The sequence below is a fragment of the Carboxylicivirga caseinilyticus genome (assembly GCF_050589785.1).
Classification (GTDB): domain Bacteria; phylum Bacteroidota; class Bacteroidia; order Bacteroidales; family Marinilabiliaceae; genus Carboxylicivirga; species Carboxylicivirga caseinilyticus.
The window spans coordinates 11,100-24,633 of the sequence record NZ_JBNGOX010000002.1 but is presented as its reverse complement, the minus strand read 5'-3'; the positions used below and the strand labels follow the sequence as shown (position 1 = coordinate 24,633).

Below are 13,534 nucleotides of genomic sequence, written 5' to 3'. Positions count from 1 at the left end.
AAAGGCACAAAAAAAATCCCGCATCTGCGGGATTTGATTTATTACTCTGCCAAAAATGGATATTTATAATCATGTGGCGGAACAAAGGTTTCTTTAATTGTACGAGGACTAACCCAACGCATAAGGTTAATAGCTGATCCGGCTTTGTCGTTGGTACCCGATCCGCGAGAACCTCCGAAAGGTTGTTGACCAACAACAGCACCTGTTGGTTTATCATTGATGTAGAAGTTACCTGCTGTGTTTACAAGACGTTTGGTTAACTTCTCAATAATGTAACGATCCTGTGCAAATATTCCACCTGTTAAAGCATATATAGATGTTGAATCTAATGTATCAAGTGTTTCATCAAGTTTGGTGTCATCATATACATAAATAGTCAGAACAGGGCCAAACAACTCTTCTTCCATAGTGTCGTATTTCGGATTTGTTGTAAGGATGATGGTAGGCTCAATAAAATAACCAACCGATTTATCGTAGTTACCTCCAAAGATAATTTCAGCTTCTTTACTTGCTTTTGCATCGTCGATAGCTCCTGCCAATTTGTCGAATGAAGCTTCGTCGATAACAGCATTAACAAAGTTGGTGAAGTCTTCAGGAGGTCCCATTTTAACTTCTTTCAATTGCTCTCCAACTAGTTCACGGATTTCTGCCCATTTGCTCGATGGCATGTAAGCACGTGAAGCAGCAGAACATTTTTGTCCCTGGTATTCAAAGGCTCCGCGGGTAATAGCTGTTGCAACCGCTTTAACATCACATGATTTGTGAGCAAAAATGTAGTCTTTACCACCAGTTTCGCCAACAATACGTGGGTAGGTTTTGTATTTAGCAATGTTGGTTCCGATGGCTTTCCATGTGCTTTGGAAAACAGATGTAGAGCCGGTAAAGTGGAATCCTGCAAAATCAGGATGTTCAAATACTACATTAGCAGCAACAGGACCAGATGCATAAACAAGGTTGATAACGCCATCAGGCACTCCCGCTTCCTTAAATAATTTCATTAGGAAATAAGCTGAATAAACAGCTGTCTTAGATGGTTTCCAAACGGTAACGTTACCCATCATAGCCGGTGCTGTTTGCAGGTTACCAGCAATAGAGGTAAAGTTAAACGGAGTCAATGCAAAAACGAATCCTTCCAGCGGACGGTATTCAACACGATTCCAGATACCAGGTGATGATTCAGGTTGATCCGAATAAATTTGTGTCATATACTGAACATTGAATCGGAAGAAATCAGCCAACTCACAAGCAGCATCAATTTCAGCCTGGAAAGCATTTTTCGACTGACCTAACATAGTAGCAGCATTCAATACCTGACGATATGGACCCGCTAATAAATCAGCAGCTTTTAAAAAGATTGAAGCACGATGCTCCCAGCTTAATTCAGCCCATTTTTTACGAGCCTTAAGGGCTGCGTCAATAGCCATATGAACATGAGTTTCATCTCCCTGGTGGTAATATCCTAAGGTATGATTAATCTCATGAGGAGGATGAATTCGTTTTTTATTGTCAGTTCTGATCTCCTGACCCCCGATGAACATCGGAATATCCAACTCCTGTGATCTTAGCAATTCTAATTGCTTTTTTAGTTCGGCACGCTCTGGAGATCCAGGAGCATAACTCTTTACAGGCTCGTTAACAGCTTTTGGCACATTAAAGATTCCTTTTGGCATAGCGTTTTGTTTATGATGGTTATTATTTGTGTTGATCAAATCAATGAAAATCATGTATACTGTTTACAAAAGATACAACATTATTAATTGAAATTAAATGTTGCTCTGAATACCATTTAAACAGTACTTCTCATTGAAAACAAAGCTATTGAATTTTGCAGCCCAAGGGTATGAATTTTGTCAGGGTTTAGGGTGCTCTTTTTATGAGATTAATCAGTTTTTTATTTACGATTTTGCAAAATCTTAATTTGTCATGGTGTATTTTAATGAATTTGTCACATTAACTCCTACCAAACGATCATAGTTATCACTTATACTTCGATAATATACATATATAATATAGTCGTTTTCGGTTTGTCCGAAATTTCCTTCAAAAGTTCCAACATCAGCATATTTTTGGTTTTCATCCCAAAACAGATAATGGTAATTATAAAATCCCTGTTTTAAAAGTAGTGTTAGCTCGTACATGTTGGTTTGTGTATTGTATTGCATTTCATTATTGGCGTCCATCTGCCAGTCACTCAATGCGCCGGTAACATATACTTTACCTGATAGAATAGGCTTTTCAACGGGCAATTTAAAATGTACAAAAACATAATCACCTTCAATTTCCGGATCACGATTCTCGCGTACATCGATATAATATTTACCGTTAAAATCTTCTTTGTAAAAATAGGATTTATCGCCACGACTTTTATCCGGGAATAAAGTAAAGTGATAATGAGGATCATGAAAGGTAATACTTTCGACATATTCCGGAGCAAAGCGTGTACTTCTTATATCGAGCCATCTGAATTCGTTTCCTCCATCAAATAGTATTTCCCGGTTGTGTTCATAAACCAGTTCTGATTGGCGAATGAATAAAGGTTTTAGATTCGTTATCCTATTGTCCCACCTGCCGTTCTGTTGCAATACAACCTTGATGTCTTCTCTGGGGTTATTGATGTTGAATCCAGGATGCTGCACGGTAAAATGCAATTCCTGCATGGATGATCTCAAGGATGCACTTGCCGTGTACTTGACTTGAGGAACAATGCCTACCTGCGACTCAGAAACATAAAACGGACGGGTAAGAATTGGGCTGTCCTCGCTGCCCAATTCAAATATTTTAATTAGGTAATTTCCTGATATCTTAATTTTAATATCCTCATTGGGAAAAGCCACTGAATAATGTATATAATCAAAAGTACTGTTGAATGAGTATTGATAATTCAAAACGGGGTTGGGCATAAATCCCTTGATAAATTCTGTTTGCATAAGATCTGATTCTTCCCAGTTGGCCTCGCAATGAATGATACTGTACTGGTAGTTTTTTGTATCGTAGGCAAAATCATCGAAACTAAGTGTTAATTCTTCCTGAGAATTTAAATGAATAATGGGTAAACTTTGATTCCAGCCAGTTTTATGTAACTGTACTGTATGTATATTAGAAGCCGTATAAACAGGGTTGTTGCCTGTTGTCAAAAAGGGTATGGTTGCGAATGTACTAATTAAAAGGTATTTAAATATAGACATATCTGTTTGGATAAATAAAGAAACAATTCTACATTTGCTGTGCTTTCCTTGACTCAGCAAACTAAAATAAAGCAGTATTTAAGCTCTTTTTAAGAGCGTAATATAGATGGAAAAGTTATAATTTTCTATATTTTTGCAGCTTAAAAATAAAAAAACCGTTTTTCAAACATGTCAGAGGTAATAAAATTAAAAAAAGGTCTGAATATTCAGCTTTCAGGAAAAGCTGATAATGTATTCGGACAAGCCGAATTACCCGAGTTTTTTGCGATTAAACCTGCCGATTTTCATGGTGTGGTTCCTAAAATGGCATTAAAGGTTGGGGACAAGGTGAAAACGGGTACGGTTTTATTTTTCGACAAGTATCGTCCTGAAATAAAATTCGTTTCACCTGTAAGTGGCGAGTTGCATGCGGTTAACCGCGGTGAGCGCCGTAAGATTTTGGAAGTTGTGGTGAAATCAGATGGCACCGATGCTGCTGAGCAATTTGCCCCGGCTAAAGCCAGTGAGTTATCAAAGGAACAAGTGGTTGAAAAGTTACAGGCAGCAGGTTTGTGGCCATTCATTCGTAAGCGTCCTTATGATGTAATTGCTGATGCAAAAGAAACACCTAAGGCGTTTTACATTTCAGCATTCGACTCAGCTCCTTTAGCACCTGATTATGACTTTGTGTTAACTGGTCAGGAAGAGGCTTTGCAAACAGGTATTGACGTTGTTAAGCGTTTATGCGACAATGTTCATGTTGGTGTTCAAAATGGTGCTGCTTCAAAAGTGTTCAATAACCTTAAAGGGGTTACTATTCATTCTTTTGAAGGTCCTCATCCTGCAGGTAATGTGGGTGTTCAAATTCACCATACAATGCCAATAAGTAAAGGTGAAGTAGTGTGGGTAGCACAACCACAGGAAATTGTAGCCATCGGTAAATTATTTGCGGAAGGAAAGTATGATTCAAACCGTGTAGTTGTTGTTGCGGGTAGTGAGGTTGAGAAAAAAGCATACTATCGCACTAAATTAGGAGCATCTATTTCAACATTAGTGAAAGGCAATGTTAAGAAAGACGGTACCTTAAGATACATCAGCGGTAATGTTCTTACCGGTACACAAATAGATGATGACGGTTATTTAGGAGTATATCACTCACAGGTAACAGTTATTCCTGAAGGTGATTATTTCGAATTTATGGGATGGGCGGCACCTGGTTTTGGTAAATACAGTGTTTCTCGTACCTTCTTTAGCTGGATGTGCAAGAAAAAAGAGTATCGTTTAGATGCCAATATGCATGGAGGCCGAAGATCATTCATTATGTCAGGTGAGTACGAAAAAGTAATGCCAATGGATATTCTTCCTGAATTTTTATTCCGTGCCATCCTGGTGGATGACATTGATAAAATGGAACAATTGGGAATTTATGAGTTGGCTGAAGAAGATGTTGCACTTTGCGAGTTTGTTTGTACTTCAAAGCAGCCACTTCAAGCTATGTTACGTAGAGGTATTGATTTAATGATTAAAGAGTTGAGCTAGTCAGTAGTAGCTAGTTAGTAGTGAATTGTGAAAAAATATAACTACTGACCACTGACTAATAACTAAAAAACTAAATAACATTGAAAGCGTTAAGAAATTTATTAGATAATATCAAACCTCACGTTCAGAAAGGCGGGAAGTTTGAGAAGTTTCATTCGACCTTCGATGCATTTGAAACCTTATTGTTTGTGCCAGACCATACAAACAAAAACGGTGTACATGTGCGCGACTCGATTGATTCTAAACGTACCATGGCAATGGTGGTTATGGCTTTAGTGCCTGCCTTGCTTTTTGGTATCTGGAATGCCGGTTATCAGCATTACCTAGCTATTGGTGAAGCTGCTGGTTTTTGGCAAATGGTTGGCATTGGTGCTCTTAAAGTATTGCCAATTGTAATTGTATCATATGGTGTAGGTTTGGGTATTGAATTTATGTTTGCCCAAATTCGCGGACACGAAGTACAGGAAGGATTCCTTGTATCAGGTATGTTAATTCCATTGGTATTACCTGTTGATATTCCATTATGGATGGTTGCTGTTGCAACAGCTTTTTCTGTTGTTATCGGTAAAGAGGTATTTGGTGGTACAGGTATGAATATCTGGAACCCTGCCTTGATTGCACGTGCATTCCTTTTCTTTGCATATCCTTCAAAAATGTCGGGAGACAAAATCTGGATTCATGGATTAAGTGACCTTGATGGTGTAACCGGTGCTACTCCATTAGGAGAGGCCGCAAGCGGTCATGTTGATAAATTTGCCAATGGTGCATTTGACTTATGGCATAGCTTTATTGGTATGATTCCTGGTTCAATAGGTGAAACTTCAACCTTAGCTATTTTAATTGGTGCAGTTCTTTTGATTTACACTGGTATTGGTAGCTGGAAAGTTATGGTTTCGGTATTTGCAGGAGGTTACTTAATGGCATTGTTATTCAACATGTGGGGAGCTAATGAGCTTATGCAGGTAGATGCTATTCATCAGTTATGTTTAGGTGGTTTTGCTTTCGGAGCTGTATTTATGGCAACCGATCCTGTTTCTGCCTCACGTACCGAAGCTGGAAAATGGATTTACGGATTCTTGATTGGTGTATTCGCTATTCTGATCAGGGTATTTAACCCGGCTTATCCGGAAGGTGTAATGTTGGCCATTCTGTTGATGAATACTTTTGCACCACTTATTGACCATTTTGTGGTACAAGGAAATATTAAACGACGTTTGAAACGTGCCAAAGTAAATGCTTAAAACAAATTAGAAATGGATAGACAAGGAAATACATATACCTTTCTTTATGCATCCGTGATGGTTATTGTAGTGGCAGCCATTTTGGCCTTTTTGTCACAATCGTTAAAGCCAATTCAGACTAAAAATGCTGAAGTAGCTAAGAAGATCGATATCCTGAAGTCGGTAAATATTGAAAGTACTGCAAAAGATGCAGAGGCTAAGTATGAGAAATTCATTGGAGACAATGCATATGTGATTAACAAAAAAGGAGAACGACTGGATGCAGTTGCCTTTAATGTTGATTTAGCAAAAGAACTTAAGAAAAGTGATGCCGAGCGTGGTTATCCGGTTTATGAATGTAAATTGGAAGATGGCAGCACTAAATATATACTACCCGTTCGAGGTAAAGGTCTTTGGGGACCAATCTGGGGTTATGTTTCATTAAACGAAGACAAAAACACTGTGTACGGTGCAACATTCGGACATAAAGGTGAAACACCTGGATTAGGTGCTGAAATTGAGAAAGAAGCTTTCCAGAAACCATTTGTTGGAAAAACAATTTTTGAAGGCGATAAGCTGGTTTCAATTGAAGTTACGAAAGCTGGACAATCAGAAGGCAATATTCATGCTGTGGATGGTATCTCAGGAGGTACTATCACCAGTAGAGGAGTACAAGCCATGTTGCAGGATTGTTTGAGTGGGTATGAATCATTTTTAAAGAACTAAAAAAGTTTTAACAATGAGTAGCGAAAAAGAACCTTTGTTCTCAGCAAAAAATTTAAAGCTGATTACCACCCCTCTTGGTACGCAAAACCCTATTACCATTCAGGTATTAGGTATTTGTTCAGCCTTAGCGGTAACAGCTAAGTTAGAGCCGGCTATTGTAATGGCCATCTCTGTGACTTTTGTAACAGTATTTGCCAACTTGGTAATATCCTTGTTGCGTAACACTATACCTGCACGTATTCGTATTATTGTGCAGTTGGTTATTGTGGCAGCTCTGGTAATTATCGTTGATCAGGTATTACAGGCTTTTGCCTATGAAGTTAGTAAGCAGTTGAGTGTATTTGTTGGTTTGATTATTACCAACTGTATTATCATGGGACGTTTGGAAGCCTTTGCATTAGGTAATAAACCATGGCCTTCTGTTTTAGATGGTATCGGAAACGGAGCCGGTTATGGAATGATTTTAATTATTGTTGCATTTTTCCGTGAATTATTCGGATCTGGTACTTTAACATTACCTGGTTTGGGAACCCTTCAGATAATTCCTCAGTTTATGTATGATTTAGGATATGTAAACAATGGATTTATGATTCTGCCTCCAATGGCATTGGTAGTGGTAGGTATCATTATTTGGGTACAGCGTTCACGCAATAAAGAGCTTCTTGAATCATAAACCTTAAACAAAGAGAAATGGAATTATTTAATATATTCATTAAGTCCATCTTTATTGACAACATGGTTTTTGCTTACTTCTTAGGTATGTGTTCATACCTGGCGGTATCAAAAACAGTTAAAACATCATTTGGACTTGGTATAGCAGTTGTTTTCGTTTTGTCTATAACTGTTCCGGTTGACTATTTGCTAAACAAATATGTATTAAGCGAAGGTGCTTTGGCCTGGTTAGGACCAAACTTTGCAAGTGTTGATCTGAGTTTCCTTAGCTTCATCATGTTTATCGCAGTTATTGCATCTATGGTGCAGTTGGTAGAGATGATAGTTGAGAAATTTGCTCCTGCTTTGTATTCACAATTAGGTATTTTCTTGCCTTTGATTGCAGTAAACTGTGCTATTCTTGGAGGATCACTTTTTATGCAGGAAAGAGGTTATGAAACGCTTGGCGAAGCAACTGTGTTTGGATTAGGTTCGGGTATTGGTTGGTTACTTGCCATTGTAGGTATCGCAGCTATCCGCGAAAAAATCAAATATTCAGATGTGCCAGCTCCATTAAAAGGTTTGGGTATTACATTTATTGTAACCGGATTGATGGGTATTGCCTTCATGAGTTTTATGGGAATTCAGTTATAATAAGAAAACGATTTTGAAAATGATATTATTAGCAAGTCAAACAATGATAATTAGTGTCAGCGTTGTAGTGTTTCTTATTGTAGTTCTGGCATTGGTTTCGATTTTGCTTTATGCAAAGAAAAAACTGATGCCATCAGGAGAGGTTACAATTAACATTAACGATGGCGAAAGAGAGTTAGTGGTAGATCCGGGGCAAACTTTGTTGTCTGCCTTGGGTAGCAATAAAATCTTCTTACCGTCAGCTTGTGGTGGAGGTGGAACTTGTGCTATGTGTCGTTGCCAGGTGCACGAAGGAGCCGGTTCAATTCTTCCTACCGAAACAGGTTATTTTACCCGTAAGGAGCAGGCTAATGACTGGCGTTTAGCTTGTCAGGTGAAAGTGAAGGAAGATTTGAAAATGGAAATCCCTCACGAAATTTTAGGTATTAAAAAATGGGAGTGTACAGTTGTTTCTAACGACAACCAGGCAACCTTCATCAAAGAATTTGTGGTTAAGCTTCCAGAAGGAGAAATTCTTGATTTTAAATCAGGAGGTTATATCCAGATTGATGTACCTAAGATTGATGTTGATTTCAAAGATATTATTGTAGGTGATGAGTACCGCGAAGAGTGGGAGAAATTCGGAATGTTTGATCTTAAGATGAAGAATCCTGAGGAAACTTTCCGTGCTTACTCAATGGCTAACCACCCTGCTGAGGGTAATATCGTGATGTTGAACATCCGTATTGCTACACCTCCATTTGATCGTGTAGCTGGTGGATTCATGAAAGTAAATCCAGGTATTTGTTCTTCATTTATTTTCTCTCGTAAACCAGGAGATAAAGTTACTGTTTCAGGTCCTTATGGTGAGTTCTTCATTAAAGAGACAGATAACGAAATGATGTTTATTGGTGGTGGTGCAGGTATGGCTCCAATGCGTTCTCATATCTTCCATTTATTCCATACAGTAAAAACAGGTCGTAAAGTTACTTTCTGGTATGGTGCCCGTTCTAAGAAAGAAATTTTCTACGAAGATCATTTCCGTGCCATTGAGGAGAAATTCCCTAACTTTAAGTTTACCATTGCTTTATCAGAGCCTCATCCTGATGATAACTGGACAGGACCCGTTGGATTTATCCATCAGGTAATCCATGATGAATATTTGATTAAGCACGATGAACCAGAAGATGTTGAATACTACTTGTGTGGACCTCCTATGATGAACGATGCGGTAACAAAAATGCTTTATGATTTGGGTGTGCCTGACGAAATGGTTGCATTCGATGACTTTGGATCGTAGTTATAAATTGAGATATATAAAAGCCCCTTTTAGGGGCTTTTTTGTTTTAAAAAAAGGATTTTAATCAATTGTTCACAAGCGCAGGAAAAACTAACTTTGCTCCATTAAAAAACGATATATGAAGCGTTATACTGCAATGTTGGTATTGGGACTTTTACTGGTCTCATGTGGGAAAAATACAACTTTCTTTAAAAATGAAGGATTGGTGTTTGGGACCATCTATCATTTTACTTACGAAGCCGATAAAGATCTGGATGAAGAGGTTAAAAAAGTGATGAACGATTTTAATATGTCACTGTCAACATATCAGGAAAACTCAGTTATTAGCAAGATTAACCGCAACCAGTCAATGGAAACGGATGAGTATTTCAGAACTGTTTTCAATAAAGCCAAAGAAATTACAGCCGCTACCGAAGGAGCTTTTGATATGACCGTAGCCCCTTTAGTCAATGCCTGGGGCTTTGGATTCTCGAACAAGGATAGTGTGACAACTGCATTAATCGATTCATTAATGGAAGATGTAGGAATGGATATGGTCGAATTGAAAGAAGGCATCATAGTGAAACAACGTCCGGGAATAATGTTGGATGCCAGTGCTATTGCTAAAGGATATGCTGTTGATGTTGTGGCTGATTATTTAGAGTCGAAAGGGGTTAATAATTATATGGTGGAAATAGGTGGCGAGATGCGCGTAAAAGGATCTAACCCTAAAGGATTGAACTGGAAGGTTGGAATAGATAAACCCATTGATGATCCTGAAGTGTTAGAGCGTCAATTACAGGAGATTATTTCTATTTCTAATGTTGCCCTTGCAACATCAGGTAACTATCGAAATTTCTATCTTAAAGACGGTAAAAAATATGCACATACAATAAGTCCTTATACAGGTTATCCTGTCGTTCATCAATTGTTAGGAGTTTCAGTTCTGGCTCCCGATTGTATGACTGCTGATGCATATGCTACAGCTTTTATGGTTTTAGGTGTTGAAAAAGGAATGAAGATAGTAGAAAATAATCCTGATCTGGAAGCTTATTTTATTTCAGCTGGAACTGATGGAAATGAATATGAGATAACTTTAACTGAAGGATTTAAAAAAGTTATTGAAAGTGTTGAGTAGGGAAATAAAAGGGAGCAGTAGCCCCCTTTTGTGATAACCCAAAAAAATGTTGCAAAACGCAACCTTGAGCTGCCTGGCCGACACCCGCCTTTTTGTTGACCCGGCAGTTTCAAGCTCTTTAGTTTGACACTATTTTGTAATTAATTTTATTAGTCCTTATGAAAGGTTTTCTTAAGATTAACCTTCACAATTTATTCAAACATACAATAAATAATATAAGATGTCAATATCTTAAATAAGTAAAATGCTTTCTTATTTATTGATTTTTAATTAGTAAGAAAAATGGATTTTGAAAATTTAATTAACAGCTGGTAGTGTTGCTTTCGTACTCGCCATCAAACTGCAATGGCTTAATATTAAAGGCTTCTTTACGTGCTAACTTATCCTGGGTAGTAGCACAGTAAATACCTTTTTCATTCAAAGCTTTGTTGCCTCCAATATGCATGTTCGGAAATTTTCCATTCTTTTGTAAAAGAATTTTAGTTGCAAAAAGAATAAAAACAATACCTATTAAAGCAATCGATAATAATAAAACCTGCCACATATCTCTATAAGTTTGTATTTTGCAAAAATACGAAAAAACAATTTATATCAATGTTAAAACAAACTTACGATCTCGTATGTTTGAATAGTGCTGAAAATAATTGACTGAATAGAAAACACGGTAGTTCATAGTGTACAACGCAGTAACAATTTGAAATTTAAAAGTATGTCTGAAAAAGCAGCTGAATTAAGCTTTGAAGATTTTAAAAACGAAGTATTAAAAGATTATAAAATAGCCTGTGTAAGCCGTAATATGAGCTTATTGGCCCGTAAAGAAGTATTGGGTGGCAAAGCCAAGTTCGGAATTTTCGGTGATGGAAAAGAGATTCCTCAGATTGCAATGGCTAAACAATTTAAAGAAGGTGATTGGAGGTCTGGCTATTACCGCGATCAGACTTTTATATTGGCTGCGGGTATGACAACTCCCAAGCAGTTTTTTGCACTTCTTTATGGTGAAACCCGAACTGAGTTAAATCCTGATAATGGAGGACGTTCGTTTAATAATCATTTCGGAACCCGAATTATTGATGACAAGGGAAATTGGAAGGATTTAACCAAACTGAAGTGTACTGCATCTGATATATCTCCAACTGCAGGTCAAATGCCGCGCTTGGTTGGTTTGGCAATGGCTTCTAAACTCTATCGTAATAATCCTGAGTTGAAAAATCATACGGGTTTCAGTATTAATGGTAATGAAGTCGCTTTTGGCACCATTGGAGATGCAAGTACCTCTGAAGGACATTTTTTTGAAACCTTAAATGCGGCTGCAGTTCTGCAGATACCCATGGCAGTTTCGGTTTGGGATGATGGATATGGTATTTCGGTACCCAAGAAATTTCAAACTACTAAAGAAAGCATCAGTAAAGCGATGAAGGGGTTTGAAAAGGGCCCTAAAGATAGTACAGGGATGCTCATCTATACAGCAAAAGGATGGGATTATGCAGGCCTTTGTCAGATGTATGAAGAAGGTGTCAGAAAATGTCGTGCTGATCATGTTCCCGTATTATTTCATGTGGAGGAGTTAACTCAACCAGTTGGTCACTCAACCAGCGGATCGCATGAAAGATATAAGAGTGCTGACCGTCTCGAATGGGAGAAAGAGTACGATGGAATTAAACAGATGCGAAAATGGATGATAGAGAGCAATCTGGCATCTGGTGAAGATTTGGATCAGATTGAAGAAGACGCATATAATGAAGTTAGAGCTGCACAAAAAGATGCCTACAAAGAATTTCAGGACTCTTTAAAAGCTGAAAGACAACAACTGATTGATATCATTACCCGTAAGGAATGTGTATGCAGTAATTTTAAACAATCCGAAATTGATGCAATATCCAATGAACTTCAATCATTAATTGCATTAACCCGAAAAGATATTTTAAGTGCCGCCCGCAAGGTGTTGCGATATTTCTGTTCTTCATGCGATAAGCCTAATAGCATGAAGAATGATCTAAAAGCCTGGGTGAATAATTACAATGAACAAGGTTGGGAAAACTATAGTGCCTGGTTGTATTCCGAAGATGAACATTCTGCACTTAGTGTACCTTCTGTTGCCCCTTCGTATGATGAAGAAGTAGCAAAGGTGCCTGGGCGTGAAATATTAAGGGATAATTTTGATTATATATTTGCCAATTATCCTGAAGTAATCACCTTTGGTGAAGATACTGGTTTTTTAGGTGGAGTAAATCAAACGCTGGAAGGAATGCAAGCCAAATATGGAGATTTGCGGGTGAGGGATACAGGTATTCGCGAAACAACCATACTAGGTAAAGGAATAGGGATGGCATTACGTGGTCTTCGTCCAATCGCAGAAATTCAGTATTTCGATTATCTTTTGTATGCCTTGCAAACCATGAGTGATGATTTGGCAACAACACGATATCGAACAAAAAACGGACAAAAAGCACCTGTAATTGTGCGTACTCGTGGACATCGTCTGGAAGGAATCTGGCACAGCGGTTCTCCACTAAGTATGGTGATTAATTCGATCAGGGGCATCTATGTATGTGTTCCTCGTGATATGACTCGGGCCGCCGGTTTCTACAATACTTTGTTGCAGGGAGATGATCCTGCTCTGGTAATTGAGCCGTTAAATGGTTATCGACTGCGCGAACCTCGTCCTAATAATATCGGAGAATTTAAAATTCCATTGGGTGTTCCCGAAATATTAATAGAAGGAACAGATGTTACGTTGGTTACCTATGGCTCGTGTGTGCGAATTGCGCAGGAAGCGATTCTTCAACTGAATGAAATTGGTGTTTCGGTTGAATTGATTGATGTTCAGACTTTGCTTCCTTTCGATATAAATGGAGTTATTGGTGATTCGGTTAAGAAAACCAGTCGTGTTGTATTCTTTGATGAGGATGTGCCGGGTGGAGCTACAGCTTACATGATGAATAAAGTAGTTGAAGGACAAAAAGCTTTTTATCATTTAGATGCTGCTCCCCGTTCTGTAACTGCAAAAGATCACAGGCCTGCTTATGGTACTGATGGGGATTACTTTAGTAATCCAAGTGCAGAAGATGTTTACGAAGCAATCTACGATATGATGGCGGAAGCTGATCCTCAGCGTTTCCCCTCGATATACTAGATTGAAAAATATAAAATATTGAAGGTCGCACTTTAAATGAGTTGCGACCTT

The 13,534-nt window shown here is 38.1% G+C and carries 11 protein-coding genes; 8 read left to right on the top strand and 3 right to left on the bottom strand.

The annotated features are described in order from the left end of the window. Positions 1–41: 41 nt before the first annotated feature. Both pruA and ACRD62_RS01320 read right to left on the bottom strand, forming a co-directional pair. Positions 42–1,670 (bottom strand): L-glutamate gamma-semialdehyde dehydrogenase, encoded by a 1,629-nt coding sequence (gene pruA, locus ACRD62_RS01325; RefSeq protein WP_430818317.1) that lies wholly within the window; start codon positions 1,668–1,670, stop codon positions 42–44. 243 nt (positions 1,671–1,913) lie between these two features. Beyond that, complete coding sequence (locus ACRD62_RS01320) at positions 1,914–3,185, bottom strand: type IX secretion system plug protein (RefSeq protein ID WP_430818316.1); 1,272 nt, start codon at positions 3,183–3,185, stop codon at positions 1,914–1,916. A gap of 168 nt (positions 3,186–3,353) precedes the next feature. On the opposite strand from ACRD62_RS01320, the gene ACRD62_RS01315 reads away from it, so the two are divergent. The 7 genes from ACRD62_RS01315 (at position 3,354) to ACRD62_RS01285 (ending at position 10,350) form a co-directional block, all read left to right on the top strand. Continuing rightward, complete coding sequence (locus ACRD62_RS01315) at positions 3,354–4,703, top strand: Na(+)-translocating NADH-quinone reductase subunit A (RefSeq protein ID WP_430818315.1); 1,350 nt, start codon at positions 3,354–3,356, stop codon at positions 4,701–4,703. Between the two features lie 80 nt (positions 4,704–4,783). Beyond that, complete coding sequence (locus tag ACRD62_RS01310) at positions 4,784–5,944, top strand: NADH:ubiquinone reductase (Na(+)-transporting) subunit B (protein WP_430818314.1); 1,161 nt, start codon at positions 4,784–4,786, stop codon at positions 5,942–5,944. A gap of 12 nt (positions 5,945–5,956) precedes the next feature. Then, complete coding sequence (nqrC, locus tag ACRD62_RS01305) at positions 5,957–6,649, top strand: NADH:ubiquinone reductase (Na(+)-transporting) subunit C (protein ID WP_430818313.1); 693 nt, start codon at positions 5,957–5,959, stop codon at positions 6,647–6,649. Between the two features lie 13 nt (positions 6,650–6,662). Next, positions 6,663–7,322 carry an NADH:ubiquinone reductase (Na(+)-transporting) subunit D gene (locus ACRD62_RS01300; RefSeq protein WP_430818312.1) on the top strand — a complete coding sequence of 220 codons (660 nt, stop codon included), beginning with the start codon at positions 6,663–6,665 and terminating at the stop codon, positions 7,320–7,322. A gap of 17 nt (positions 7,323–7,339) precedes the next feature. Then, positions 7,340–7,954, top strand: coding sequence for an NADH:ubiquinone reductase (Na(+)-transporting) subunit E (nqrE, locus tag ACRD62_RS01295; protein ID WP_430818311.1), 615 nt, complete (start codon positions 7,340–7,342; stop codon positions 7,952–7,954). Between the two features lie 19 nt (positions 7,955–7,973). Continuing rightward, positions 7,974–9,233, top strand: a complete 1,260-nt coding sequence (gene nqrF, locus ACRD62_RS01290) for an NADH:ubiquinone reductase (Na(+)-transporting) subunit F (protein WP_430818310.1) — start codon at positions 7,974–7,976, stop codon at positions 9,231–9,233. A 118-nt stretch (positions 9,234–9,351) separates the two neighbouring features. Then, positions 9,352–10,350: an FAD:protein FMN transferase gene (locus tag ACRD62_RS01285; RefSeq protein ID WP_430818309.1), complete on the top strand. Its 999-nt coding sequence runs from the start codon at positions 9,352–9,354 to the stop codon at positions 10,348–10,350. A 301-nt stretch (positions 10,351–10,651) separates the two neighbouring features. Here the strand turns inward: ACRD62_RS01285 and ACRD62_RS01280 are convergent, their stop codons facing one another. Beyond that, positions 10,652–10,894, bottom strand: a complete 243-nt coding sequence (locus ACRD62_RS01280; RefSeq protein WP_430818308.1) for a hypothetical protein — start codon at positions 10,892–10,894, stop codon at positions 10,652–10,654. Between the two features lie 165 nt (positions 10,895–11,059). Between ACRD62_RS01280 and ACRD62_RS01275 the strand changes: the two genes are divergently transcribed. After that, the gene (locus tag ACRD62_RS01275; protein ID WP_430818307.1) at positions 11,060–13,483 is read left to right on the top strand and encodes an alpha-ketoacid dehydrogenase subunit alpha/beta; all 2,424 of its coding nucleotides are present in this window, start codon (positions 11,060–11,062) and stop codon (positions 13,481–13,483) included. The last annotated feature ends 51 nt before the right edge of the window (positions 13,484–13,534 follow it).

Coding starts and splice junctions, on each gene's coding strand:
- ACRD62_RS01275 (WP_430818307.1), top strand. CDS start 11,060: ATGTCTGAAAAAGCAGCTGAATTAAGCTTTGAAGATTTTAAAAACGAA.
- ACRD62_RS01300 (WP_430818312.1), top strand. CDS start 6,663: ATGAGTAGCGAAAAAGAACCTTTGTTCTCAGCAAAAAATTTAAAGCTG.
- ACRD62_RS01320 (WP_430818316.1), bottom strand. CDS start 3,185: ATGTCTATATTTAAATACCTTTTAATTAGTACATTCGCAACCATACCC.
- pruA (WP_430818317.1), bottom strand. CDS start 1,670: ATGCCAAAAGGAATCTTTAATGTGCCAAAAGCTGTTAACGAGCCTGTA.
- ACRD62_RS01280 (WP_430818308.1), bottom strand. CDS start 10,894: ATGTGGCAGGTTTTATTATTATCGATTGCTTTAATAGGTATTGTTTTT.
- ACRD62_RS01315 (WP_430818315.1), top strand. CDS start 3,354: ATGTCAGAGGTAATAAAATTAAAAAAAGGTCTGAATATTCAGCTTTCA.
- ACRD62_RS01285 (WP_430818309.1), top strand. CDS start 9,352: ATGAAGCGTTATACTGCAATGTTGGTATTGGGACTTTTACTGGTCTCA.
- nqrC (WP_430818313.1), top strand. CDS start 5,957: ATGGATAGACAAGGAAATACATATACCTTTCTTTATGCATCCGTGATG.
- nqrE (WP_430818311.1), top strand. CDS start 7,340: ATGGAATTATTTAATATATTCATTAAGTCCATCTTTATTGACAACATG.
- nqrF (WP_430818310.1), top strand. CDS start 7,974: ATGATATTATTAGCAAGTCAAACAATGATAATTAGTGTCAGCGTTGTA.